The sequence below is a fragment of the Asaia sp. Ae19-3 genome (assembly GCF_059801175.1).
Genome location: NZ_JBCHWF010000001.1, coordinates 2,002,275 through 2,026,733, shown reverse-complemented (window position 1 = coordinate 2,026,733; position 24,459 = coordinate 2,002,275). Strand labels below are relative to the sequence as shown.

General features: G+C 56.6%; 19 protein-coding genes and 3 pseudogenes. 12 read left to right on the top strand and 10 right to left on the bottom strand.

Annotated elements, in window-relative coordinates:
• The first annotated feature begins 81 nt into the window (after nucleotides 1-81).
• Nucleotides 82-2,181 (top strand): Hint domain-containing protein, encoded by a 2,100-nt coding sequence (locus AAID99_RS08830; protein WP_188426191.1) that lies wholly within the window; start codon nucleotides 82-84, stop codon nucleotides 2,179-2,181.
• 250 nt (nucleotides 2,182-2,431) lie between these two features.
• On the opposite strand, the gene cyoD is transcribed toward AAID99_RS08830, so the two are convergent.
• The 4 genes from cyoD to AAID99_RS08810 form a co-directional block, all read right to left on the bottom strand.
• Entirely contained in the window at nucleotides 2,432-2,749 is a 318-nt protein-coding gene (gene cyoD, locus AAID99_RS08825) for a cytochrome o ubiquinol oxidase subunit IV (protein WP_188426190.1), read from the bottom strand.
• Nucleotides 2,746-3,399 carry a cytochrome c oxidase subunit 3 gene (locus AAID99_RS08820; protein WP_188426189.1) on the bottom strand — a complete coding sequence of 218 codons (654 nt, stop codon included), beginning with the start codon at nucleotides 3,397-3,399 and terminating at the stop codon, nucleotides 2,746-2,748. Before AAID99_RS08820 ends, cyoD begins: the two co-directional genes overlap by 4 nt.
• The gene (locus tag AAID99_RS08815) at nucleotides 3,399-5,432 is read right to left on the bottom strand and encodes a cbb3-type cytochrome c oxidase subunit I (RefSeq protein WP_456304108.1); all 2,034 of its coding nucleotides are present in this window, start codon (nucleotides 5,430-5,432) and stop codon (nucleotides 3,399-3,401) included. The genes AAID99_RS08820 and AAID99_RS08815 overlap by 1 nt, the downstream gene beginning before the upstream one ends.
• 67 nt (nucleotides 5,433-5,499) lie before the next feature.
• On the bottom strand, nucleotides 5,500-6,417 hold the full coding sequence (locus tag AAID99_RS08810) for a ubiquinol oxidase subunit II (RefSeq protein ID WP_188426187.1): 918 nt from the start codon (nucleotides 6,415-6,417) through the stop codon (nucleotides 5,500-5,502).
• A 242-nt stretch (nucleotides 6,418-6,659) separates the two neighbouring features.
• Here AAID99_RS08810 and AAID99_RS08805 point away from each other — a divergent pair, with 242 nt between their 5' ends.
• The 3 genes from AAID99_RS08805 to AAID99_RS08795 all read left to right on the top strand — a co-directional run bounded on the left by AAID99_RS08805 (nucleotide 6,660) and on the right by AAID99_RS08795 (nucleotide 10,341).
• The gene (locus tag AAID99_RS08805; RefSeq protein WP_188426186.1) at nucleotides 6,660-7,202 is read left to right on the top strand and encodes a hypothetical protein; all 543 of its coding nucleotides are present in this window, start codon (nucleotides 6,660-6,662) and stop codon (nucleotides 7,200-7,202) included.
• 42 nt (nucleotides 7,203-7,244) lie between these two features.
• Nucleotides 7,245-8,702, top strand: coding sequence for a cardiolipin synthase (gene cls, locus AAID99_RS08800; RefSeq protein ID WP_229719755.1), 1,458 nt, complete (start codon nucleotides 7,245-7,247; stop codon nucleotides 8,700-8,702).
• Between the two features lie 178 nt (nucleotides 8,703-8,880).
• The gene (locus AAID99_RS08795) at nucleotides 8,881-10,341 is read left to right on the top strand and encodes an RtcB family protein (protein ID WP_498493667.1); all 1,461 of its coding nucleotides are present in this window, start codon (nucleotides 8,881-8,883) and stop codon (nucleotides 10,339-10,341) included.
• Nucleotides 10,342-10,581: 240 nt separating this feature from the next.
• Here the strand turns inward: AAID99_RS08795 and AAID99_RS08790 are convergent, their stop codons facing one another.
• The 4 genes from AAID99_RS08790 to AAID99_RS08775 all read right to left on the bottom strand — a co-directional run bounded on the left by AAID99_RS08790 (nucleotide 10,582) and on the right by AAID99_RS08775 (nucleotide 14,536).
• Nucleotides 10,582-11,418 carry an aminotransferase class IV gene (locus tag AAID99_RS08790; RefSeq protein ID WP_498493666.1) on the bottom strand — a complete coding sequence of 279 codons (837 nt, stop codon included), beginning with the start codon at nucleotides 11,416-11,418 and terminating at the stop codon, nucleotides 10,582-10,584.
• Nucleotides 11,415-12,692 (bottom strand): anthranilate synthase component I family protein, encoded by a 1,278-nt coding sequence (locus AAID99_RS08785; RefSeq protein ID WP_188426183.1) that lies wholly within the window; start codon nucleotides 12,690-12,692, stop codon nucleotides 11,415-11,417. The genes AAID99_RS08790 and AAID99_RS08785 overlap by 4 nt, the downstream gene beginning before the upstream one ends.
• Nucleotides 12,693-12,833: 141 nt before the next feature.
• A complete protein-coding gene (locus AAID99_RS08780) occupies nucleotides 12,834-13,787 on the bottom strand; it encodes a metallophosphoesterase family protein (protein WP_188426182.1) in 954 nt (317 codons plus the stop codon).
• 122 nt (nucleotides 13,788-13,909) lie between these two features.
• Nucleotides 13,910-14,536 carry a TetR/AcrR family transcriptional regulator gene (locus AAID99_RS08775; protein ID WP_188426181.1) on the bottom strand — a complete coding sequence of 209 codons (627 nt, stop codon included), beginning with the start codon at nucleotides 14,534-14,536 and terminating at the stop codon, nucleotides 13,910-13,912.
• A 50-nt stretch (nucleotides 14,537-14,586) separates the two neighbouring features.
• On the opposite strand from AAID99_RS08775, the gene AAID99_RS08770 reads away from it, so the two are divergent.
• The 4 genes and pseudogenes from AAID99_RS08770 to AAID99_RS08755 all read left to right on the top strand — a co-directional run.
• Nucleotides 14,587-16,107: an FAD-dependent monooxygenase gene (locus tag AAID99_RS08770; protein WP_498493664.1), complete on the top strand. Its 1,521-nt coding sequence runs from the start codon at nucleotides 14,587-14,589 to the stop codon at nucleotides 16,105-16,107.
• Nucleotides 16,108-16,149: 42 nt separating this feature from the next.
• Nucleotides 16,150-16,529, top strand: a pseudogene (locus tag AAID99_RS08765) (integrase core domain-containing protein); the annotation flags it as partial.
• An 82-nt stretch (nucleotides 16,530-16,611) separates the two neighbouring features.
• A complete protein-coding gene (locus tag AAID99_RS08760; RefSeq protein ID WP_498493663.1) occupies nucleotides 16,612-17,175 on the top strand; it encodes a hypothetical protein in 564 nt (187 codons plus the stop codon).
• Nucleotides 17,176-17,806: 631 nt separating this feature from the next.
• Nucleotides 17,807-18,169 (top strand): annotated as a pseudogene (locus tag AAID99_RS08755) (transposase); the annotation flags it as partial.
• Nucleotides 18,170-18,397: 228 nt separating this feature from the next.
• Here AAID99_RS08755 and AAID99_RS08750 read toward each other — a convergent pair.
• Nucleotides 18,398-18,769, bottom strand: a complete 372-nt coding sequence (locus AAID99_RS08750) for a hypothetical protein (protein ID WP_188426177.1) — start codon at nucleotides 18,767-18,769, stop codon at nucleotides 18,398-18,400.
• A gap of 389 nt (nucleotides 18,770-19,158) precedes the next feature.
• On the opposite strand from AAID99_RS08750, the gene AAID99_RS08745 reads away from it, so the two are divergent.
• Nucleotides 19,159-19,413 (top strand): hypothetical protein, encoded by a 255-nt coding sequence (locus AAID99_RS08745; RefSeq protein WP_498493662.1) that lies wholly within the window; start codon nucleotides 19,159-19,161, stop codon nucleotides 19,411-19,413.
• 323 nt (nucleotides 19,414-19,736) lie between these two features.
• Nucleotides 19,737-21,359, top strand: a pseudogene (locus tag AAID99_RS08740) (DUF885 domain-containing protein); the annotation flags it as partial.
• A gap of 51 nt (nucleotides 21,360-21,410) precedes the next feature.
• Here AAID99_RS08740 and AAID99_RS08735 read toward each other — a convergent pair.
• A complete protein-coding gene (locus tag AAID99_RS08735; protein ID WP_188426175.1) occupies nucleotides 21,411-22,157 on the bottom strand; it encodes a glucose 1-dehydrogenase in 747 nt (248 codons plus the stop codon).
• A gap of 161 nt (nucleotides 22,158-22,318) precedes the next feature.
• Here AAID99_RS08735 and AAID99_RS08730 point away from each other — a divergent pair, with 161 nt between their 5' ends.
• Nucleotides 22,319-22,939 (top strand): TetR/AcrR family transcriptional regulator, encoded by a 621-nt coding sequence (locus AAID99_RS08730; RefSeq protein ID WP_229719753.1) that lies wholly within the window; start codon nucleotides 22,319-22,321, stop codon nucleotides 22,937-22,939.
• A gap of 247 nt (nucleotides 22,940-23,186) precedes the next feature.
• On the top strand, nucleotides 23,187-24,446 hold the full coding sequence (locus AAID99_RS08725; protein ID WP_498493661.1) for an autotransporter strand-loop-strand O-heptosyltransferase: 1,260 nt from the start codon (nucleotides 23,187-23,189) through the stop codon (nucleotides 24,444-24,446).
• Nucleotides 24,447-24,459: the final 13 nt, after the last annotated feature.

The window sequence follows — 24,459 nt, the reverse complement described above, 5'->3', positions numbered from 1 at the left end:
CCCGTTATGGGGGGCTCCGATTTTGTCAAAGAGTACGGCGAAGGCGGACGCACAGAGGGCAAAATAACGGAGAGACGGGCAATGGCGACGCAGATTAGCGGTAACTGGATGGCCAGTAACGTCAGTGGTCAAACCGTTTATGTCAGCAACGGCGTCACTATCAGCGGCGCTGTCTTGTTCACCGGGGGATGGACGCTTACGGTCGCGAGCGGTGCGACGGTATCAGGCCTTTCAGCCGTAGCGTCGGGTGGTTACCCAACCGTCGTCGTGTCTGGCGGCTCATTGATCGATTCAACCGTCGATAACGGCTACCTGCGTGTGTCAAATGGTGGTGTCACGAGTAATGTCAGCGGGATATCGACCGAGACAAATTACTATTCGGGTTCTACCTCCCTCGATGAGACCTATTCCTGGGTGACGCCTTATGATCACAGCCCGGTCAGATTTTCTTCAGGCTCGGTGGCGAGTAACGCGCATATCTCCAATGGCGTGAATGTGTATGTGAGTTCGGGAGCGACCGTTAATGGTCTCGAAGTAACATCGGGCGCATCTGTGCTTGTCAGCTCCGATGCCGTGCTGAGCAGCTTGTCTATTACGGCAGGTGGCTCTGCTACTATCCTCGCTGATTACGGTACGCCCAGACCGTTGACGACGACACCTACGAGTAATGTCTCTGTTCTCAGAGGCACTTGGTCAGCGATTAATTCCGGAGGGGTGACCGTTTATGTAAGCGGTAATGTTGTCAGCCAGGGCCCGGTACGTATGAGCGGGGGAACCCTGATCGTGATGAGCGGCGCAACCGCCTCAGGGGGCAGCGGATCCAACCAGGGAGGATATCCGGTCGTTTCTGTCATGTCTGGCGGTACCTTGCTGAGTTCGGTCATCACCAACGGGTATCTCTATATGTCTTCGGGCGGAGCGAGCGTTGGAAATTCCTATAATTCGCTCGTTGCGACGATCAGCGCCGGGGCGACGTCAATCAACGACATCTATTACAATTCTGGCTTCACAAACGATACGATCTACGTTGCCAGTGGGGCGACAATGTATGGTGCCGAAGTTGCCAGTGGCGTCCTGATTTACGCCTCGAGCGGCTCGACGCTTAAGGATCCGGTGGTTGTATCCGGAGGCAGTCTCACAATAGCGGGCGGGACGGTTATCACGTGTTTCCTCGCCGGTTCACTGATTGAGACCGAGGCTGGCGAGAAGGCAATTGAGGATTTCATCAAAGGCGATCTGATGACTGTCTATCGTCACGGAATGCCCGGATCTGAGCCGGTCATTCACTTGGTCAGAGACCGGGTTACGGTTCGCCGCCATCTGCCCGATGATGAGGCAGGCTATCCGGTGCGTATCGCCGCTGGCGCGTTCGGACCGGGGCAGCCCTATCAGGATCTGCTGGTAACTGCCGAGCATTGCTTCTTCTTCGAGGAAGCCTTTGTACCGATACGCATGCTCGTCAACGGAGTGAGCATTGCCTATGATCGCAGCTTCGACTCTTACGAGTATTATCATATCGGCACGGCAGAGCATGGGATCATCCGTGCCAATGGCGTGTTGTCTGAAACGCTGCTTGATGGTGAAAATCCGGCTCTTTCAGGACTTGCCGATATCAAGGTCTATTATCGTGCCTGGGCGCAGGATGCCGCCGCTCCCTTGCGCACGGATCGGGAGTTCGTCGCGCCGATCTACGAGGCGATCGCTGCGAGAATTGGCGATGGAGCGATCATCCGTCGCGATATGGTGCTGGAGCATGATCCGGGCCTTCATCTTGTGACAGAGGGGGGGCTGCGTATTCCCTGTGCGCGGAAACAGGGGAAAAATGCCATGTTCCTGATCCCGCCCGACGTGCGTGAGGTACGCATTGCGTCCCGTGTGGCCAGACCCGTTGATATTGAGGGGCCCTGCCGTGACGATCGGCGTAAGCTTGGGGTTCTTGTCGGGGATGTCACGCCATATTCCGCGACAGAAACCAGACGCCTTGAAGATCATCTCCGCGCCCTCGATATCGAGGGCTGGGCGCCTCTGGAGACGTCGGAACATCGTTGGACGACAGGTGAGGCCGCAATATCGCTTGGCGACCGCAAGGATGAGGAGCCTGCCGTACTTAGCGTCACAATACGCGCTGGCGGCCCTTATCTGCCTGACACAGGCAAGGAAGGTCAGCGTTTCAAATTCTAGGGCGATGCGTTTTTGTTCAGAATTGCGGCAATTTTCTGCGTGGGAGATCGCTCAGCTCTGAACAATCAGACGAATTTCCGGTCTCGGCACAGAGGCGGTCCGTACAGCGGCCTCGAGCGGCTTGTGCATCTCGCCTCGTTTTCAACCCCATGACGGCAAGCGGTAGACCACGGTCATTGTCGCTACGATAACCATCACGGCAGTACTTCCGGCGATTGCCTGTAAAGGGCTGCAGAATGAGGCCGGAACATTACCCCATCATGTGCCTCTGATTACTCAGCACCCAGAGCGTTCCTCCCACCATGAGGGCCACGATCAGGAGCGAAAACAGGATCAGCTGCAGATCGTCGCGATGCGAGCGTGACAGATCGATATGCAGGAAAAACCGGAAATGAACGATGACCTGACATAACGCGGCTATGGCGATCAGCCAGAGGAGTGACGTCTTCGGCAACAGCCCGAGCATGACCCCTCCGAAAGGGAGGGCCGAAAGCACGACGGCCAGAATGAGGCCAATCACGTAGCCATGCAGTTCCTGTCGGCGCTCCGCTTCATGGTGATCGCTCATGACAGCACTCCAAGCAGATAGACAATCGAGAAGATCCCAATCCAGACGATATCGAGAAAATGCCAGAACAGGGCGAGGCGCATGAAGCGTGTCTGCACCAGCGGGTCGAGACCGAACCGGGCTGTCTGCGCAAACATGATGAGCATCCAGAGACAGCCGCTCGTGACATGCAGCCCATGCGTACCGATCAGGGCCCAGCTGGCAGAAAGCCAGCCCGATCGGGAGGGACCACCCCCTTTCGCCGCCATGGTCATGAAATCATGCAGCTCCAGCGACAGGAAGGCGAGGCCAAGCAGCAAAGTAATGGCAAACCAGAAAAGCGTCTTTTTGACCGAGCGATCATAGCGCATCGCCAGAGTAGCCAGCCCGCAGGTGAAGCTGCTCGCGAGCAGGGCAACCGTCTCCCATGCGGCGGAAGAAAGATCGAATAGTTCATGAGGGCCGGGACCACCCGCGAGGGAGTGGCCCATCGTCGCATAGGTGACGAACAGCATTGAGAAAATGATGAGATCGCTCATCAGGAAGACCCAGAAGCCGAACAGTGCCTCTTCGGCCTGTGAGCGGGCTTCCTCCTGATGCGAGGCGGGAGCGGCATTGCTCAGACGGATGCCGATATGACTTGGCCCCTTGCCCTGTACGGTTTGCGCCATCAGATCGGCTCCTTGACCAGGCCGTTATTGGCGGTCGTGAACATGGCATCGTTGTCGATGAAAGCGGTCTCGCGCAGCGTGAGCAGCCAGCGCTCTTCATTCTCCCTGATCTCGGAGGCCGGGACGATATAGGTCGTATTGCGATTGAAGCTGCGCAGGATGATCGCGCCGAAAAACACGGCGGCACCCAGAATGACCGCCCACCAGATATGCCAGGTCAGGGCAAAGCCGAACACACCACCTGCCACGCAGCAGACAAAGCCAACCGGTGTGTTCGAGGGCAGCTCGATATCGAAATAATGTTCCGGAGCCCGCCAGGCATCGCGATGTTTTTTCGCTTCATGAAAAGCATCGACACAGTCGATTTTTGGGATCAGGGCAAAATTATACTCTGGCGGCGGGGCTGCAATCGACCACTCCAGAGTGCGTCCGTTCCAGGGGTCGCCCACGGGCACGGCAAGGGCCTTGCGGTTTTTGATGCTGGTCCAGAGCTGAATGACCATGCTGACCAGAGCGCCGAGCACCAGAAACGCGCCGCAGAGGGCGACCCAGAGATAGGGGCGATAAACGGCTTCGAAAAACTCCTGGCTGCGTCGCGGCATGCCCAGCGCGCCAACGATATAGAGCGGCATGAAAGCCAGAATGAAGCCGCCCACCCAGCAACCGAAAACGATACGCCCCCAGCCTTCATGCAGGCGAAACCCGAAAGCCTTGGGAAACCAGTAGTGATAGGCGCTGAGCATGCCGAAAAGCAGGCCGGGGATGAGCATGTTGTGAAAATGCGCAACCAGGAAAAGCGTATTATGCACCTGATAATCGAAGCCGGGATTGGCCAGCATGACCCCGGTGGCCCCCCCCACGACAAACAGCATCATGAACGCGCAGGCATAGAGCATGGGCACGCTGACCCTGATACGCCCGCGCGCCATGGTCAGCAGCCAGTCATAGACTTTCACGCCGGTAGGGATGGCAATCAGCATGGTGGCAATGCCGAAGACGGCATTCACATTGCCGTCCTGCCCCATGGTGAAGAAATGGTGCAGCCAGACCGTAAAGGACAGGACTGCGATCGAAACAGTCGCCCAGACGAGCGAGGTGTAGCCATAAAGTCGTTTATTCGAAAAAGTGGCGATGGTTTCTGAATAGACGCCAAAAGCAGGCAATATAAGGATGTAGACTTCAGGATGTCCGAAGAGCCAGAACATGTTGATGTAATTCATCATGTTCCCACCAAGTTCGTTGGTGAAGAAATGCATATCCAGATAGCGATCCATGGCCAGCATCAGCGTCGCCACGGTCAGAGGCGGCATGGCAAAAATCATCAGGATCGAGATGCACAGGGCGGTCCAGGCGAAAAGGGGCATACGGAAGAGCGTCATGCCCGGCGCGCGCTTCTTGTAGATTGTCACGGCAAAATTGATGCCGGTCATGGTGTTGCCGACCGAGCTCAATGTCAGCGCCCATATCCAGTAATCCACCCCCACGCCGGGGCTGAATGACAACTCCGTATAGGGCGGATATCCGGTCCAGCCCCCTGTCGAGAACTTGCCGATGCAAAGCGAGATCATCAGCAGCACGGCACCCGCGCTGGTCAGACCGAGGCTGATCGAGTTCATGACCGGAAAGGAGACGTCACGGGCACCAATCTGGAGCGGCAGAACGAAATTATAGATGCCGATCAGGAACGGCATGGCCATGAAGAAAATCATGATCGTGCCGTGGGTCGTGAAGAGCTGGGCAAAATGTTCGGGCGGAATGAAGCCGGGGTTCTGATACGCCACGGCCTGCTGCGACCGCATGACAACCGCCTCGACCACAGCGCGGGCCAGCATCACGAAAGACACCACAACATACATGATGCCGATTTTCTTGTGGTCCACGCTTGTCAGCCAGTCCGACCAGAGCGCGCGCCATCCTTTCAGCCAGGTGACGAATACCAGCACGGCCAAGGCGCCCAGAACCACGATCGAGGCAGCAAAGGTGGCGATGAGGCTGTAGAAGGGCAGGGCATCATAGCCAAGCGAGCCGAGCAGGAAGTGACGCAAAGGCTGATCTCCGGTCTTTTGGGTGTCGCAATGGCGACAGCAGGGTTAGGCTCGATCAGCCGGAATGAGGGAGCATCGAGGCGTCGTAATGCATCACGATGCCCTGGAAGAAACGCTCTGGAACCGAAGAGAAAATCGCATCCGAGGCCTTGGCGTCGTGCAGAAGCGTCTGAGCCGATTTGCGACCGGTTTCCTGTCTTCGCAGGATGTCATAGCTTTGTGTGTCGAGCTGCAGGGGGCTCGAGCCGGCCTTTGCCAGCCACTGCGCAAACTGATCGGGCGAAACGATATCGACGGGGAATTTCTGATCCTGAAATCCCATGCCGTTGAACTGCGTGTTCTCGCCGAGCAGGCGACCTGTCCGGTCCGCCTGAAGATGGAGATGCGTCACCATGCCCGCCATGGCGTAGATCTGGCTGCCGAGTGAGGGGATCAGGAAGGACTGCATCGTGCCGTCCGAGGTTAGATGGAATTCGACCTCCCGCCCTTGCGGCAGCACGAGGTGATCGAGGCTTGCCACATGCGCTTCGGGGTAGATGAAAAGCCATTTCCAGTTCAGGGCCACAACCTCGACTTGTAGCGGCGGAGCATCACCAATGGCGCGCTCGGGGCTGAAGCGTCGCTCGGGCCCCCAGACCAGGAGCGAGAAGGCAATGACGACGACTGCCGGAAAGCCCCAGACCAGAAATTCGAGCGGCAGGGCGAAATCCCAGTCCGGCAGAAACCGTGCCCTGCGATTGGAGGCGCGGTAATGCCAGAGGCAAAGCGGAACACCGATCAGCACGGGCAGGATCACCAGAAGCAACCCGCCTGACAGCAGAAGGAACCAGTGTTTCTGAAGTGCCGCGACCGGCCCGGCCGGATCGAGAAAGGAGATGTGGTCTGCCTGACACCCGCCAAGAAGCAAGGCAGGAAGAAGCAGCGTAAATCGGCCATGGCGCAGGGCCGAAGCGATCGGTCGGGTTCTCGTCACGTTCGGTCTGTTCCATGAGCAAGGGTCGGGTTTAACAACTCGAAACCGTGATCAGCGTTTCCCCTTCTGTTTCATAAAATGTCTTTTCATTTGCCCGCAGCATGCCCGTGTGATCAGCGAGATGCGATGAAGTGGCCGATTTGCAGGGGGCTGTTTCAGGCGTAAGGTGAGGCACAGGCAACTCATGCAGCGCTGTGACGTCTGAACAGCAAGCCTGATCGAACAAGAAGGAGGCGAAGGTCATGTTCCCACGTTCTTTTGCGGCTTTTGCCGCGTCCCTGTCCCTTTGCCTCGTCCCCCTGACGGCTTCGGCTGCGACAAACCCGGCCTCTGGCATGGCCGCCAAGCCGCCTGTACCGGGCACGTCAGCGTCTTCTGCTGCTCCTGCGGCGACACCTGCCACGCAATCGACGATCAGCTTCACGCTTAAGGAAGTCGGTGGCGGGCTGGGGTATGAATGGGGCAAGGGCGTCCTGCATCATAACGGCAGGGATATTCCCTTCGAGATCGGTGGGGGCGGTATCGCTTCTCTTGGCTACATCACGGTCAAGGGCACGGGCACCGTCAAGGATCTGGCACGTCTCGATCAGTTCGATGGCACCTACTGGACCGTCAAGGCAGATGCCGCCATCGGCTCGGGTGTCGGTGCAGCTGTGCTTGAAAACCAGTATGGCGTGAAGCTTGATCTCAAGATGAACATCTCCGGTGCCCATGTAGGGGCCTCGGTAATGCGCCTGCGCTTCAGGCTTCTGCCCGAAAAAACCGAAAAGCTCGTAGCGCAATAAACCGTCCTGCGACGCAAGACGCTGGGATAAGGGTCTGCTTTCATGGAAATGACCGGCTGGCGTCTGACTGGCGCCTTGCTGAGCTTCGCCGTTCAGGTGGTGTTCATCGGGCGCGCTTTGTTGCGCCCCCATCGGCAACCGGCTTCCCGTGTGGCCTGGGTGGCCATCATCGCAGCCTTGCCTGTGCTGGGAACGCTCGCCTACCTCATGCTGGGCGAGACCAATATGGGCCGTCGCCTTGTGTCGCGCATCACGGAAGCCCGTAAAACCCTGCATGTGCCGGGCAAGAGCAGCGAAGACCTGATTGATGCCGAGGGTAAATACCATCTGCCGCCGCGTCTGGCGCCCTTGTTTCGTGTCGGCCAGTCTGCCAGCGGCTATCCGCCTGAGGCAGGCAACCGGGCGCGTCTTCTGCCCGATTCCAATACAGCCATCGATTCCATGGTGCGCGATATCGATGCGGCGCAGGACCATGTGCATATCTGCTTCTACATCTGGCTGACGGATCATAACGGCACAAAAATAATCGATGCCATCTGCCGGGCAGCCTCGCGTGGCGTGACCTGCCGCGTAATGGCTGACGATCTTGGCTCGCGCCGCCTGATCGCTCACCCGTCATGGAAGAAAATGCAGGAGGCGGGTGCCCATCTGGTACGGGCCATGCCTATGGGCAATATTCTCACCTGGCCTCTTCATGGGCGCATGGATATGCGTAATCACCGCAAGATCGTGGTGATCGATAATCGCCTGACCTATTGCGGCAGTCAGAACTGCGCCGACCCGGAATTTCGCGTCAAGGCGCGCTTTGCGCCCTGGGTTGATCTCATGACGCGTTTCGAAGGGCCTGTGGTGCTGCAGAACCAGCATCTTTTCGCGACTGACTGGATGGCACACACCGATGAGGATCTCGGTGCGCTTCTCGCATCCGCTCCGGTCATTGAAGATCGCGAGGGCTTCGTGGCGCAGGTCATCGGGACCAGCGCGGCCTTGCGTTATGCTGCGATGCCTGAGGTATTTACTTCGCTCATGAATGCCTCGGCAGAAGAGCTGACAATCACCACGCCCTATTATGTGCCGGATGAGCCTATTCAGGCAGCGCTTTGTGCGGCAGCCCGACGCGGCGTGCGTGTGACGATGACCGTACCCACGCGCAATGATTCATGGATCGTAGCGGGCGCGAGCCGCAGCTATTATGAGGAATTGCTGGAAGCTGGCGTGCGTATCTTCGAATACCCGCTTGGCCTCCTTCACACGAAAGCACTTACGCTCGATGGGCGCATGGGCATGATCGGCTCTGCCAATCTCGACCGGCGCAGCTTCGACCTCAACTTCGAAAACAATATCCTGTTCAGCGACCGCGATTTCACTGCCGAAATCCGGGCGCGGCAGCATAGTTACACTGATGTCTCCGACGAAATCACGCTCGAGGCGGTTCGCGCCTGGCCGTGGTCTCGTCGCCTCTGGCACAACACCCTGGCGATGATTGGACCCGTGCTCTGACTGGGGTTCCTGCCTGACAGTTGCCCCGTCAAACAAGCGCCGCTGTCCTGGCGTCTCAACGGTTTTCTAGAGCGTCGCACGTACAGCCGGGCGTTGACAGTATCCGGACGAGGTCCTAAAGCGGCGCCACTTATCTCGCATTACCGCGGCTGCTACCCGGTTTTGTGAAGAGATAAAAATGAACAAATACGTTGAAACTCATCGTCTCGATGAGAACAGGATACGTGTATCCACCACTAACGGTCTCGATATTACCCTGTTCGCCAATCGGGATGTCCCTGTAGACAGGGCATCTCTGCGCGAAACGGCTGGTATCAGCCTCATTCATGACACTGTCGAGCTTCTGAAGCAGGACGGTTTCCTTCAGCATGAGAGCTCGGTAGAGCGTGTCGTGCTGACGCCAGACTTCCATAAGGGCTCAGGCATACCCGTCGGAACGGTAATTGATGCGCGCGGCTTTATCATCCCCAAAGCCATTGGTCGCGACATCAATTGCGCAATGCGTTTTGTGGCGACCGATATCCCTGCCGAAAGCTTCCGGGCACTTGGCCGGGAACTTGACGACACGCTGCGGCATGTCTTTTTCGAAGGTGGCAGAGATATCGTCTTTGACGAGCATCAGCGAGAGGCCGTCATGCGTCATGGCCTTCTGGGTCTTGATACGAAGCGCCCGCTCAAAGGCCTGCTGGCAGGGCTCACTCCCGATATCCTCGAGCAGGAAGTCGAGCGGACTCATAATGGGGGTTCCTGGGACACGTATGACACTTGGATGTTTGACGATTTCATCCGGGGTGCCGGAGGCGAGACGAGAGACAGTGCGCTGGGCTCTATCGGTGGTGGAAATCATTTCGTCGAATTTCAGGAGGTTTCGACGATTATGGATGCGCGAACCGCTTATCAATGGGGCATAAAGCCCGGAACGATCGGCATCATGATCCATTCAGGATCGCTTTTTGCGGGTGGGATGGTCGGAGATCACTACATGGATCTTGCGCGCCGGATCTATCCATCCAGTCTGGCAAGGCCCATTCATGATTTCTACCCACTTCCGCTTCGGGGCAGGCATGCCGAACACTCCCGCGCCTATCTCAATGCTCTGGGTCTCGCGAGCAATTTCGGTGTCATCAACCGCCTGTGCATGCAGCACATGGCCTTGAAGGCAGTCAGGGAGGTGATGGGCCGGGAATTCGAAAGCCATCTGGTCTATGATCTCTCCCATAATATGCTTTTTGAGAACGCAGGTGACTATCTGCATAGAAAAGGGGCCTCGCCTGCAGGAGAAACCAACAGCTTCTGGGGAGGTCATCCGGTGATTGTGCCAGGAAGCATGGGCACCAGTTCGTTCATCATGAAAGGGGGCAGTCTCGCACAGGCCCTGAATTCCGCACCCCATGGCGCCGGGCGGCTCTTGTCCCGGGGCAGGATGAGAGGCGCCGATCCAGCAAACCGTCTGAGAGTGGTCTCAAGGGTCAATCCGGTGGGATTGCGGGAGGATATCAGGCGTGAACTGGAGAAGGATCTCATGGAGGAGGCTCCTGCTTCCTACAAACCCGTTTTGCCAGCTTTTCACACTGTGCAGAATTCCGGGATGGCGTCAGGTGTGGCCGAGATGAAGCCTGTCCTGACAGTCAAAGGATAGCGTGGTTCAGTCTGGTCAAGGGGGGGGCACGCAAGCTGTCTCACGGGGGGAGTCACTTATGAGCGCTTCGGATTCCCCTGACGCCACGTAAGGCTTGCGATGGACTGTCCTCGGTAGAGGCCAAAAGCCGGTGCGGTTGTTGCGCGAGGCAGTCCCGTCGGGGCTCTGATAAAATCCATACGCTTCTTCAGCCGACCAGCGCGGTTCTCTTCGTGCGTCGTCGGGCAGGCGAGACGTGTTTCAAGATGACATTCCGTTGGGGGCTTTGTCGGTTGTCCGGGGAAACAGGGCGTCTCTCAGACGCGCTGTCCAGCGTGCCTCCTGCCTGAGTTGATCTGCTCCGATGGCGCTAACCTCTCTCAGGGAAAGGCTGTTGATCAGCCAGGCGGCGTCTGCCTGGCGCAATGTATCCAGATTGAGGCGCGCCTCTGAGCAAATCCCTGCCGCGATAAGTGTCGCACGCGCCGTGCCAGCCAGAGCGCCATCTTCCAGCCGCGGCGTCTGCAGGTTTCCGCCACTCAGCACGATCAGGGTAGAGGCGCTGGCCTCTGCAATATGCACGCCGTCAGCGGAGAGAAGCAGGGCATCGTCAAAGCCTGCCTGGTCGGCTTCGAGACGCGACAGGATTTGCGGCAGATAATTCAGATGTTTTATCCGGCTCAGGGGCGACGCGCCATCGCGCCGGTAGCGGCTGACATGCAGGCGGCAGGGGCCAGGGGCCGCCATGGGCAGGGCCTGGGTGATGAGCACAGTCGGATGAGGTGAGGGTGGCGGCAGAAGGCCGCGCGGCCCCACGCCGCGGGTAAGTGTCAGCCTCAGCGAGCCGGACGCATGTCCGTTGGCCTTGATAAGGCTCTTAAGCGCATGATGCAGCCGGTCTCCCTCCGGGAGCGGGATCTGAAGCAGCGCGGCGCCCTCGGCCAGGCGTCTGAGATGCGCGTCCAGCCGGACAAGAACGCCGTCATGCAGCCGCATGGTTTCGAATACGCCATCGCCCAGCAGAAATCCTCGATCGGTATAATCGAGAGGGGCATTTTTCGATGGGGCCAATCGGTCATCGAGCCACACAGATCTCATGGCTTAAAGAGGCCCAGCAGGGGAGCGGCCTTGAGGCACAGCTCGTCATATTCGCGCTCAGGGTCCGAAAGCGTAGTGATGCCGCACCCGGCCCCCAATGTCAGGCTGCCGGGTTTGAGCACGAGGCTGCGGATGATCACGCTGCTATCGAGGGCGCCATCGGCGCCAATGCGAAACAGCGATCCGCAATAGGCGCCACGGGCGCTTCGCTCGGTCGCATCGATCACTTTCAATGCCTGATGTTTGGGCGCCCCGGTCACCGAGCCGGGCGGCAGAGTGGCGCGCAGCAGATCGAGCGCTGTGAGCCCGTTTTCGAGCAATCCGGTTACGGCAGAGACAAGATGATGCACATGGGTGAAGCGCTCGACTGTGCAAAGCGCCGGTACGTTCACCGATCCGAGCTGCGCGACGCGACCGATATCGTTGCGCATGAGATCGGTGATCATCAGGTTTTCGGCATATTCCTTTTCATCCGCTCGCAGAGCTTTGGCGATCAGCGCATTTTCGGCAGGCGTGGCGCCGAGGGGGGCTGTGCCCTTGATCGGGCGCGTCTCGATACGCCCCTGAGCATCCATGCTGATAAATCGCTCGACCGAGGCGCTGAGCAGGGCGAAAGCCGGCGTATTGAAAAAGGCCCCAAAGGGAGAAGGTGAGGCGTGGCGCATACGGCGATAGACAGCACTGGCTGCGAGAGCCGGTGCGATGCTGGCACGAAACTGCGTCGTCAGATTGGCCTGAAACAGCTCACCGTTATTGATACGCGAGACGATGGCGCGCAAAGCTGCGCAGAAATCCCGGCGGTCGAAATCGGGAATGAAATCCAGAGTGGGGAGTATGGCAGAAGGGGCAGAGCATTGCGGCAAGGCAAGCGGCTGAGGGGCGTCGCAATAGCTGCTCCAGAAAAGCCGCTTCTCCTGCCGGTCGAAGACATAGGCGCCATCATAGCGGGCCACGCTCAGACCGGGGATAAACGGTGCATGGCGCGAGGCAATCCCCTCGAACGCAAGACCGGCTTCATAGCTGGCCAGACCGATCAGGCCTCCGCTGAATGGCAGCGTATGCTCGGCGCTTTTCGGGGGCAGAAGCTCAGGCAGGCGCGCCCAGTCGCTGACCGTATCACCGGTCAGGGTTGCCGAGGGGCGAGAGCAGAAAAACGTCCATCTCGCGCGCTCATTGATCGGGCCGCCACTATCGAGCAGCACCGACCAGGGCTCGTCGCCATAATGCGCGATAAAGGCATCGGGCGAGCGCCAGGGCAATTCCTCGATGCGCATCAGCGGATGCGCCCGTCATGATGGAAATACGCGCGTGGCGCTGCGATGGTCACCGGGGAGGGGGAGAGCAAAAGCCGCATGGATCGGCCTTAACGCGCAGCTACCCTGTCGTCCAGAGATCCGGCGCGCCTGCTCCCCGGATCAGGTGTTTTTCGGGTCGATCGTCCTGAAGCCATAGGGGATATATTCAGGCAGGACGCGGCCTTTTTCGACACGTACGCTCAGATAGCCCTCTGGCGTGCCAAGCCGCGTGCCGTGCCACCAGTTGCCCGATACGGCGCCGCCAGTGATATAGGGCACACCATGCCAAGTGACGGTCTCGTACACATGGGTATGACCCTGGAAGACACCGATCACATTGTAATGGTCGAAAAGATCCAGCACCTGATAGGCGTTCTTTATGCGTGTACCGAGATGAGCGGGTGGCTTGTTCGGCGGGGGTGCGTATTCCTCGACTGCGGTGACGAGCGGAATATGGGTCGAGACGATGACCGGCGTGCCCACAGGTATGGACGCCAGATCATGGCTCAGCCAGGCAAGCTGGGTCGGGTCGATATAGCCCTCATAGGCGCGATCGGGCGTGATGCCGATTGAGTCGAGCACGATGAAATGCACGCCTTTATGGTCGAAGGAATAATAGGGCGAGCCGAAATTATCGATATAGTATTTCTTGCCATAAAGCGGATCTGAGGGCTCGATACCGCTCTTCGTATAGATGCCAAGGCAATCATGATTGCCCATGGTGTTATAGACCTGATGACCCAGCGTATCGGCTGTCTGCTTGTACAGATCCATCAGGCTCATCGCGCGTGATTTCGGCACGCCGAGCGCATCGAAAACATGATCGCCACCCTGCAGGGTAAAATCTGCCTTATGGGTGCGCGCCTGGTTGAAGCAGTCGAGGCAGCCTTTTGACGCGTTGAGTTCCGGCTGGATGTGGGTGTCGGTCAGAAACAGGAAGGTGAAGTCGTCATGAGGCAGCAGGGCGGGGCGCTGGGGCACCAGAGCCAGGGCGCTTTTGTTGAAGCCGAGCGTGCCAGTTGCGAGGCCGGCAAGCGCGGCTGAACGAATAAAACGGCGCCGTGGGAGAAGCATGATGACACCTGGTCTGCTGAAGAGGTTGTGTGACCCCTCGCAATAGACGCGTCCCTGAACGAATTGGGTGAAGCTTCAGTGACATCAACAAACGATATGCAGAGGTTTGTGCTGTCGCTGCTTCAGTCTGCTTCCAGAACCATGAAGGCAGCTTTTGTGGTGATGTCGATCAGATCCAGAAACAGGTTCTGTGCCTTGTCGCTTGTGCCTTCTGCAGCAAAACAGCTCTGGGCTTCGCTATAGGCGCGGCTCCATCCGGCAACGAGCAGCGTGGCTGCGAGGCGAAGGCGTGGCGTTCCCGAATGAAGGCCGAGGGCGGAGGCTGTGCCCTGCCCCACGTCGGACGTGATTTCATCGCGCAGGGCGCGTGCCCGCGATTTGAGCGTCTCGCTCTGGCTCAATGTGACGATGAAACTCTGACTTTGGGGTGTAAAGCGCAGAAACGGCGCGTCCTCGGCAATGAGACGATGCGCGCATAGCCTCAATGCCTCGAACGGATGCTTAGGGGCCGATTGGGCGAGCGTCTCGCGCAGAAGCGCGCGTATCTCCGGCTCGCGATCGAAAAACAGGTCTTCCTTGCGGGCAAAATGGTTGAAGACGGTCATGCGCCCGACATCGGCAGCCTCGGCGATGGTGTCGATCGTGACCCTGTCGAAGCCGTGCTCGGCAAAAAGTGCTGTGGCGATGTCCGAGATTTTCTGACGTGTCGCCATGCGTCGGCGGCTGTGGCGGTCTTTTCCAATTGACATGAACTGACCCTATCAGAAAAATATACTCAGTACAAATATGGATTCGGTCTATGAAGCATGTTGATGTCGCCATTATCGGGGCAGGGCCTGTGGGGCTGCTTCTGGCAATCGAAATGGCGATCGCGGGTGTTGACTGTGTGGTGCTCGAAACGCTGGCCGAGCCTGACACGGTGCAAAAGGCATTGTCTCTTGGGCCGCTAGGCGCCGAGGTTCTGATGCGTCGCGGGTTTTCCAGTCAACTCGACGCGCTGGAGGCGCGCACACGGGCCGTCATGGCGCCGTTCATGCAGCGTGGCGGCTGGGGCGCCAATGAGGAAAGCAAGCCGCGTTTCTCCGGGCATTTTGGCGGTATTCCGCTTCTGACCCAACCTATTGATCGCTCCCGCCCGACCAGGCTGATCGACCAGCGCTTTTTGCAGGAGTTTCTGCTCAGCGAAGTGAAGGAGCGTGGCATTCCACTCAGGCGCCCCTGCACCGTGACGGACGTACAGTCGAATGAGGAGAGCGTGACACTCAGCCTCCAGGACGCTCATGGTCGCAAAGAGGCTCTTGCCTGTCACTATGCCATTGGATGCGACGGAGGGCGCAGCTTTATGCGCCGCCATGGGCAATTTGCCTTTCCCGGTACGGCGCCCAGCCTGGCCTTCTATCAGGTCTTTGCCGAGTTTGCCGACCCGGATCAGACGCCACCTCCGGGGTGGCTGATGCAGCCCGGAGGCGTGCTGGTCTATGGCCCGGTGCCGGGCAGGTTGTTCATGGTCGATTTCTCAGGACCTCCGCCCAAGGAGTTGCGCGAGCCTGCACAAAGCCAGGTGGAGGAGGCGCTTGCCCGCGTCTGTGGGTACCCTGTTCCGCTCAAGGCGTTTCGTGGTGGGCGCTGCTGGACGGATCACACGCGCCTCGTTGATACCTATCGAAAGGGACGGCTCATTCTGGCGGGGGATGCTGCCCATATTCATCCCCCTTTCGGGGGGCAGGGTCTCGGACTGGGCCTCGTTGATGCGGCCAATCTGGGCTGGAAGCTTGCGGCGGTAGTCCATGGCAGAATGCCCGAGACCCAGCTCGACAGCTACGAAGCCGAACGACGCCCTGTGGCGCGCGAGGTTCTCGACAACACGCTGGCCCAGACCGCTCTCATGCGCCCCGACCCGCAATCCCGGGCGCTGCGTGCGCTCATGGCCCAGCGTCTCTCTGACGAAGGAGAAAGTGCTACGCTCAGCAGTAGAATAAAGGGGTTTACGCTGCGCTATTCTCTGGGAGGCAGTCACGATGCTGTCGGGCGGCTTGTGGCCGATCAGCCACTTTGTGACGGGCGACAACTCTACGATCTGATGGTGACCGGACGGGGCGTATTCCTGCAGGCGCGGGGCGTCGCTTCTGGCAGAAAAAACCGCTTTCCCTCCTCCATCGTGCAGGGCGAAAGCGAAGGCAAAATATCCTGTCTGATCCGCCCCGATGGCTGCATTGCCTGGGCAGGAGAGGGGAACGACGTGTCTGGGCTGGATGACGCCATGGCACGCTGGTTTGGAAGTAATCTGCGAGGCGCTGACTTGACGGGATCTGTCACCTGAAGAGAGCTTGCGTACAAGCAAGTGCTCAGAGCCGAGATCATTGACGCGCTCCTCTGCGATCGTCGGTTCCGCATCCTGGCTGTCATTGACGATTTCAGTCGGGAATGCCTCTGTCTGGTGGCCGATACGTCCTTGTCCGGTGGACGGGTCGTGCGGGAATTGACCGCGCTGGTCAGGAAGCACGGCAAGCCCTTCATGATCGTCAGCGACGACGGAACGGAGTTCACTTTAGGCGATTGCGCGATGAATGCCTCAACGAGACCCTTTTCAGCTTCCTGGCGCAGACCAGAGAGATCTTCACTGCCTGGGAAGCGGATTACAACACCGTTCGCCCATACTCACAGCTGGGAGGCAGGACGTCTGGACAAACCGTTGTCATCCCATCTGGAACACATCATATGAATACAGAACTGTCCTTTTGAGGGGCTACAAGAAGGGAGCACGTCATAGACAATCCGTCTCAAAAGCGAGGTGGGCACTTTGATACGCCTAATAAGGATCACTATGACTACGAGAATTAGATACGTTGACTCGTCTAAGGCAACCAATGAAATATCCTTTATCCGTAAGGACCGCTGGAAAGAGGTATCAGATCAAGCTGCCGATTGGATCAGGGAATTTTATGATAAGAATTATTTAGATATATCTAATATAAAACTATTTATTCCGCATATTTGTGGAGTTAAAGATACAAAATTAAATAGATTTTTCATAGAGAAGCAGAAAAGATTTTTGCCACCCGAATTAAGGGAGGGGTGTGTAACCCTACATAGAAAGATATTTTCTAAGGAAGGAAAATTATATTATTGGGCCGTGATTTCTACATCAGACGATCTGCTAGGGGCAGCTATCGATATTTGTAGAGATCAAAGGAGTCTAATCATATTCGACAGTAATGATTGCGATAATTGGATTTATGCAATAGACAAAATATGTGAAGACTCTTTGGAAACATGGCTAAATATTGATTCTGAAGACACTATGGAAATGCTTTTATCGCGAGGCTTGAAAGTGTGGAGGGTTCGCGGAGCGTTTGATGACGAAGACCTCACGGTGCAATTATATTGAAAATATTTTACGAAGATATTAATGCATATATAGTATTGTCAAATAAATTATTTATGTATATAATCAATTTGTTATAAATATATTTTACTTTATGAGTAAAATTATATTCCGCTAATTTTGCCTATCAGGTCATATTGACAAAAGATCTATACGATCTGTCTGAGATCTGAGTCACTTGCTGCCTGTGGGATAAGGAGCAGGGAGAACGGGTATGGCACGAGGCGATTTGACGGATCATGAATGAGCGATGATTGGCCCGCTTCTGCCGCCTGAGCGTGGACGTTGGGCCCGTCCAGCTGGCGATAACTGCCGGTTTCTCAATGGTGTGCTGCATGTTCTGCACACAGGCTGTCCCTGCGGGACATGCATGAATGCTACGGTAGGTGGAGCTCCGTTTGTGTCCGGTTTCGGAGTTGGGCTGCACAGGGTATCTGGGATGCCCTGCTGCAAACGCTGGCAGATCCAGTCCGGGGCTGACCGATAACTGGCAGCATATGCTCGACAGCACCGTGGTTCGTGCCCATTCGCGAGCCACAGCCGTAAAAAGGGGGCTCATGCGGAAGCTTCTGGTCAGTTACGCGGCGGCTTTACGAGCAAAATCCACGCCCGATGAGACGCCAGAGGATGGCCGCTTGGTTTTGTCCTGACGCCGGGACAGACCCACGATATCCAAGGCTTCGGCCCGCTATTCTGCATGATCGCTAACAAGATCGAGGCGTTACTGGCAGACAAGGGTTACGATGCCGACGTCATGCGTGAGGAGCTTGCCAAGGCCGAAATCGAGGCCGGCATCTTGGCCAAAAGCAACCGCCGCACTCCTATCCCTCACGATAGAACCAAATACTGCTGGCGCAATCTCGTCGAGCGCCTGTTCAATAAACTCAAGAACTGGCGACGCATCGCCACCCGATATGACAAAACCAAGGGATCATATCTTGGCTTTGTCAGTCTCGTGTCGACACTCCAGCGGATACCCTTTGTCCACAAAATCTAGGGCGTCACAGTCGGAAGATAAGGATGGCGACCAGGCACAAGAGAGGTTGAGAGCCCTGTGGGCCTGAGCACGCATCTGTAATTTCTTTCGTTCAATGGCGCAGGAGGGGATAGAAATACAGCAACGCATCCATGTGCGATCAGTTTACGGAAATAATATTACAAATAATAATTTAATTATTTTCACTTGAATTTAGCGAATAATATTTTTTGCCGATTGGTTTTATGCTTAAATTGGTAAGTATATATTCAAGTATTTGCATATTTCATAATTGTCCTCAGTGTTTCTGCAATTCCAGATATCCAGCAGGCCGGATTCTTCAATGACAGATAACTTATCGATTGTAAGTTCTACGAAAAATAGCCAGTCGTTTTTAGAAAAGCATCGATTGACCAAAGAGTCATTAAATGACGCAATTAGTATCGCGCATATGGCAATTTTTGTTTCTTCATCAAGAAATTCTTCAGTGTATTTTTCCAGGAAATCGCCAATACGACGATGGTCGGATAATTCTATCTCCCAATCTTGCTCCCGACCCGTGGCGGGAAGATCAAGAAACTGCTCGACATGCCTTCTGGTCTGTTTAGATGGTATCCACATTTTTCAAGTGCCTTGTGGTATAATTAATGCATGATCTAGATAAATTATTAAATATTACTTACAATAATGAGAGGGAGTATTTTTATTTATCGAGTAGTTTTAAATATTTTTAAGTGCTGTTGTCTAAATATTTATACTCTCTTACTTTAGTGCTTTCTTATTTATGCGCCTGATCGAAGTCTGATTTTGAGGAAACCGGCTTTTGAGTTTTCTGGGTATCTGAGTGTTTTCCAAAAGTTAGTTGGTGAGATGTTCCCCACATGTTTGAGGTGTATGTGCGAAACTGGAGTCCGTGACTGGGTTTTGTCAAGCTGGCTGATATGAATCCTGGCGGTTGTCTGTTATCATTCCCTCGCGAATAAATATAAAAATACAAAGGTGCCTCCAAAATGTCAAAATATGAAATAGAAGAATATTATAGGGGAGCGTCTCCTGAGTGGAGAAAAGAAGTGGAGAAATACTATGAGAAAATTGGTCGGGAGCTTGTGAAATGTAAAAATGAGTTCTCGTCTGAGTTTTATCTTAGGATAGAAAACGAAGTGCCGCGCGATGTATTCTTATGGCTAGATGCTTTGTTGAGGGGAGGTAAAGTGCCATCGTCATGCACGCCCTATATGACTGACCTCTTCTTCATGATACACTGATCTGGTGATCATGAAACAACGCTGTCTGTGTCCAGGCGCAGAGAGGTTGGGCGATTTCCTTGTTAAGTGCGTTATTGCAGGTTCAATGATGCGACGTCACCCGTTGACGCCCTGCGCCTGACAGGTCGTTATGCCTGCGAATTGTTTTGTCAGGAGGCAGGATGCGCGCATTGTTCAGGAAGAAATCCTTATCCGGTCGCAGGGGTGCCCTGCTCATGGGGGTTGGTCTGGTTCTGGCGCCGCTTTAGGCGCATGCCGATGATGTCGGCTCACTCGTCAGCGACTATGATCGCTTTACGGCGACGCTCGATCCGGTTTCGGCAGCGTCGCGTGGAGATCAGGATGCGGCGGAACGCTGGCCTGACGACAGCCCCGCCGCAGAAGCTGCGCGCCTGAAGCAGAGACTGGCCTTCAGGGACCGTCTGGCACATCTCGACCTTGCCACACTCAAAGGTGAGGCTCTGCTCAATGCGCGTCTGATGATGTGGGAAAATGATCTGGCAATTGAAGGTCAGAAATTCGATCCGTCGCGCATACCCTTCACGAGCGATGAGGGTTTCTATCAGGAAATCGGTTATGCAGCCGATAACACGCCTCTGCGCAGCGAGGCCGATGCCCGGCATTGGCTGGTGCGCATGAGCCGTATTCCCGCTTATGATTTACAGCAGACAGAAAACATGCGTCGCGGCATCGCCACGCATTTCGTTCAGCCGCGTCTCATCGCCGAGATTGCGCTGCGTGCCGTCAGGGCGCAGGCGGCACTGCCGGAAAATGAAAATCCGGCTCTGCGTCCTTTTGACACGCTGCCTGCCGCCATGCCCGCAGCACTGCGCCAGTCGCTGCGGGCAGAGGGCGCGCGCATCGTGCATGAGAAGATCAAGCCTGCCGAACAGGCCCTGGCCCGGTTTTTCGAAACAGAGTATCTGCCCGCCAGTCGCACAAGCCTCGGCGCCTCTTCCCTGCCTGACGGGCGCGCCTATTATGCGTATCTCGTCAAAAGCGAGACGACCACGACGCTCACCCCCGATCAGATCTTCGCGTTGGGCCAGTCGGAAATCGCGCGTATCCACAAGGAAATGCAGAGCCAGATGGACGCTGTTGGTTTCCACGGTGATTTCAAGGCTTTCGTCGCCACCATCAAGGCGGATCCCCGCTTTTACGTCACGAGCCGTCAGGCCCTGATGGAAAAGGCGAGTTTTCTGGCCAAAAAGATCGACGGTGAATTGCCACGGCTCATCGGCAAACTGCCGCGCCTTACCTATGGCGTACGCGAAGTGCCGCGTGCGATCGAAGAAGGATACACGACGGGTCGCTATGATCCGGGCAGCCCGGCTCTGGGTATTTCCGGCGGGCTGATGATCAACACCTCGCATCTCGACCAGCGTCCGCTTTACGAATTGCCGTCCCTGGTCGCTCATGAGGGGGTGCCGGGCCATCATATTCAGATTGCCCTGGCGCAGGAGATGACCGATCTGCCCGGTTTTCGCCGCGACTATGCCACGACGGCTTTTGTCGAGGGCTGGGCGCTCTACGCCGAGCAGTTTGTGAGCGAAATCGGACTCTATCCGACGCCGTACGATCGTTTCGGCCAGCTCTCGATGGAAATGTGGCGTGCCTGCCGACTGGTCATGGATGTCGGTATTCACTGGAAGAACTGGTCGCGTGACCAGGCGCTCTCCTGCCTGCGTGACAATACCGCGCTGGCCGAGAAGAACATCCAGAACGAGACCAACCGCTATATTTCATGGCCGGGTCAAGCACTGGGATACAAGATCGGTGAGCTGACCATTCTCGATCTGCGTCATCAGGCGGAGAAAGCCCTCGGGGCGAAATTCGACGAGAGACGTTTTCACGATCTGGTTCTGGACGAGGGGGCAATGCCTCTGGCCCTGCTGCGTGAGCGCGTGAAAAACTGGATCGAAACCGAAAGTAAGCGCGCCGGTTGAGGCCGGCAGGCCGGTCACGGAACAAGGCATCCGTGACCGGCCCTGAATGGTTTAGCGCAGGCCACCCGACGCGATGAGCGTCTCACCTGTCAGCCAGCGTGAGTCTTCCGAGGCGAGGAACACGGCAAGAGGACCGATATCCTTCACCTCTCCCGTGCGGCCCAACGGTGTCTGGGCGATGATAGCCTGCTCCATTTCCGAGCCGATCACGCTGGCGGTCTGCGTGCCCTCGGTCTTGATCAGACCCGGATTGATGGCATTCACCCTGATCTGGCGGGGACCAAGCTCCTTTGCCAGAGAGCCGGTAATGGCATCGACGGCGCCCTTGGTCCCTGTATAGACGGCGCTGTTCGGCGGGGTGATGCGCGAGACAACGGAGCTGATATTGATGATGCTGCTGCCTGCCTGGAGATGCGGGCTTGCGGCCTGCGTCACAAGCAGCGTGCCCAGCACGTTGATGTCGAACAGGCGATGAAAATGCTCTTCGGTGATGTCTTCTATCCCGGCAAATTCATAGACGCCTGAGTTGTTGACCACGATGTCCAGCCGTCCGAATGTGCTGATGGCCTTGTCAATAATGGCCGCAGCCCCTGCCTTTTTGGAAACATCCCCCTGGACCGCCACGGCCTTTCCGCCCGCAGCACCGATGGCTGCGACGATCTGGTCGGCGCCTTCGCGGCTCGACGCGTAGTTGACGACAACAGAGGCGCCTGCCTCGGCCAAGGCTCTCGCAATTTCGGTGCCGATCCCCTTGGAGGCACCGGTAACGACAGCGACTTTTCCTGAAAGCTTGCTCATGATCCTGATACCTGTCTTGTGGCGGGTCCGTCTCAACTGCCTGAGCAGGGAACGCGCAAGGGTGAGAAAAGAGAGAGAAAGAACAACTTTATTTGTGGAGTGATCGCTCCAACATCATGCATATGAGAAGCGTTCGGGCGGTTTCAAGGATTTGTGGAGCGATGGTTACAAAAAATATCCAGACACAGCGCAAGGCGCGTGGGCGCCCGTCTTCCTTCGATCGTGAGACTGCGCTCATGGCGGCCATGCGTCTGTTCTGGGATCGTGGCTATGAAGGCACGAGCTTTGACGATTTGACCGCTGTCATGGGTATCAGCGCCTCCAGTTTCTACAACAGTTTCGGCAGCAAGGAGGCGCTCTATCATGAGGCGATCGACGCCTATGCCAGACAGGCAAGTGCCTGGTTTGTCGCGGCGCTCGAGACGGGACAGACCACGGCGGATGCCTTTCGCGCCCTTTTCGAAGCGGCGGCCTGTGCCTTCACGCGTTGTGACAGCCCTTCAGGATGTATGATCGCGAGTGCTGCGACCCAGTGCTCGCCTGCTCAAAGTCGCTTGAAGGAATTGATGATCGATCAGCGACGCCTTGCGGAAGACGCCATGAAGCAGCGCCTCGCCCTTGGCGTCAAGGCTGGTGATCTGGCGCCCACCACCGATCTCGATGCTCTGGCCGGGTATTTCAGCACGGTGATGCAGGGGCTCGGCATTCAGGCACGTGATGGGGCCAGTCGTGAAAAGCTGATCGAAATTGGCCATATGGCCCTGTCTGTTTTCAAGCAGTGACACAAAACAAAAACGTCGTGCAACAGTAACAATAAGCGCGGAGGAATGAGCCTGAACGATATGATTTGAAAGAGTGTAAAAAGATTCTTACGTTGTAGAATGGCAAACGGGGTTTTAGATAGAGCCACCCCTTTCTGCCCGTTCGGAACACGGGTTGGTTATTCGGATCACGGGGAAAAAATCGACCCGGGATGTATCCGTCTGCGTTCATCTCATGGAAACAGCTAAGAAGGCGTAAACGCGGCCCATGTCCACAGATAGCTCTGCCAACGCCCCGACCTCAGAGACTCAGACGGCTCCTGCGGGCCCCCCGATGCCGAATCCCTATGTTCTGCCGCCCGACCTGCCCACAAATGACGCGGGGCAGGGTATTCATTTCGATTTCAACTGGGGCGCGCGTGTCCTTCTGCCGAAAAAACCCGGCGGCCGCTGGCGCGCCACTCTGACCGATCTCGATAATTCGACGATCATCTTTCAGGGCGAACTCGAAGAGGGGCATCTCTCCTCGACGAAAAAATTCTTCATTCGGTTTGCGGTCGATGTACAGCGCATTGCCGATGACGGCACGGAAACTGTCGTCCTGCACCATGAGTTTGATGCGCGTGGCAAGATTGTGCTGGTGCAGCTTCCGGTCGGTACGCTTGGCGATACGCTTGGCTGGTTTCCCTATGTGGCGCGCTTTGCTGCCAAGAGCGGGGCACGTGTAATCTGTTCCCTAGCAGGCGTCTTCATTCCGCTTTTCGCGAAGGCCTATCCTGAGATCGAGCTTACGACGCGAGAAGAGCTGGAAAAAAGCCCGCTGCGTTCGCAGATTTACGCCACCTATAATATCGGTCTGTTTTTCGACGACACCGATAACATCCATCAGCCCTGCGATTTCCGTTATGTCGGGCTGCATCGCACGGCGGGCTATATTCTGGGCGTTGATCCGACAGAAGAGCCGCCGAAAATCGTGATCGAGGATGACACGCGGCCGATCGAAGAGCCCTATGTCTGCATCGCGACCCAGGCTTCGGCGCAGTGCAAATACTGGAACAACCCGGGCGGCTGGCTTGGCGTGATCGCCTATCTGAAGAAGCGCGGCTATCGCGTGATCTGTATCGATCAAAAACCATATAGCGGCGCGGGTATTGTCTGGAACCAGATCCCCCACGGTGCTGAAGATGAGACGGGCAATCGTCCTTTGAGCGAACGCGCGCGCTGGCTCAAGCATGCCGATCTGTTTATCGGGCTGAGCTCCGGTCTTACCTGGCTCGCCTGGGCGACTGGAACGAAAAGCATTATGATCTCGGGCTTCACCCACCCGAATAACGAGTTCCACACGCCATGGCGTGTCATCTCATGGCATGCCTGCAATTCATGCTGGAACGATCCGCGCTACATGTTCGATCACAATAATTTTCTGTGGTGCCCCCGTCACGCTAATACCGACCGTCAGTTCGAATGCTCCAAACTGATCTCGACAGACGTGGTCACCAAGAACATCGCTCTGGCCCTGGAGGCCTGATATTGCCGCGGAA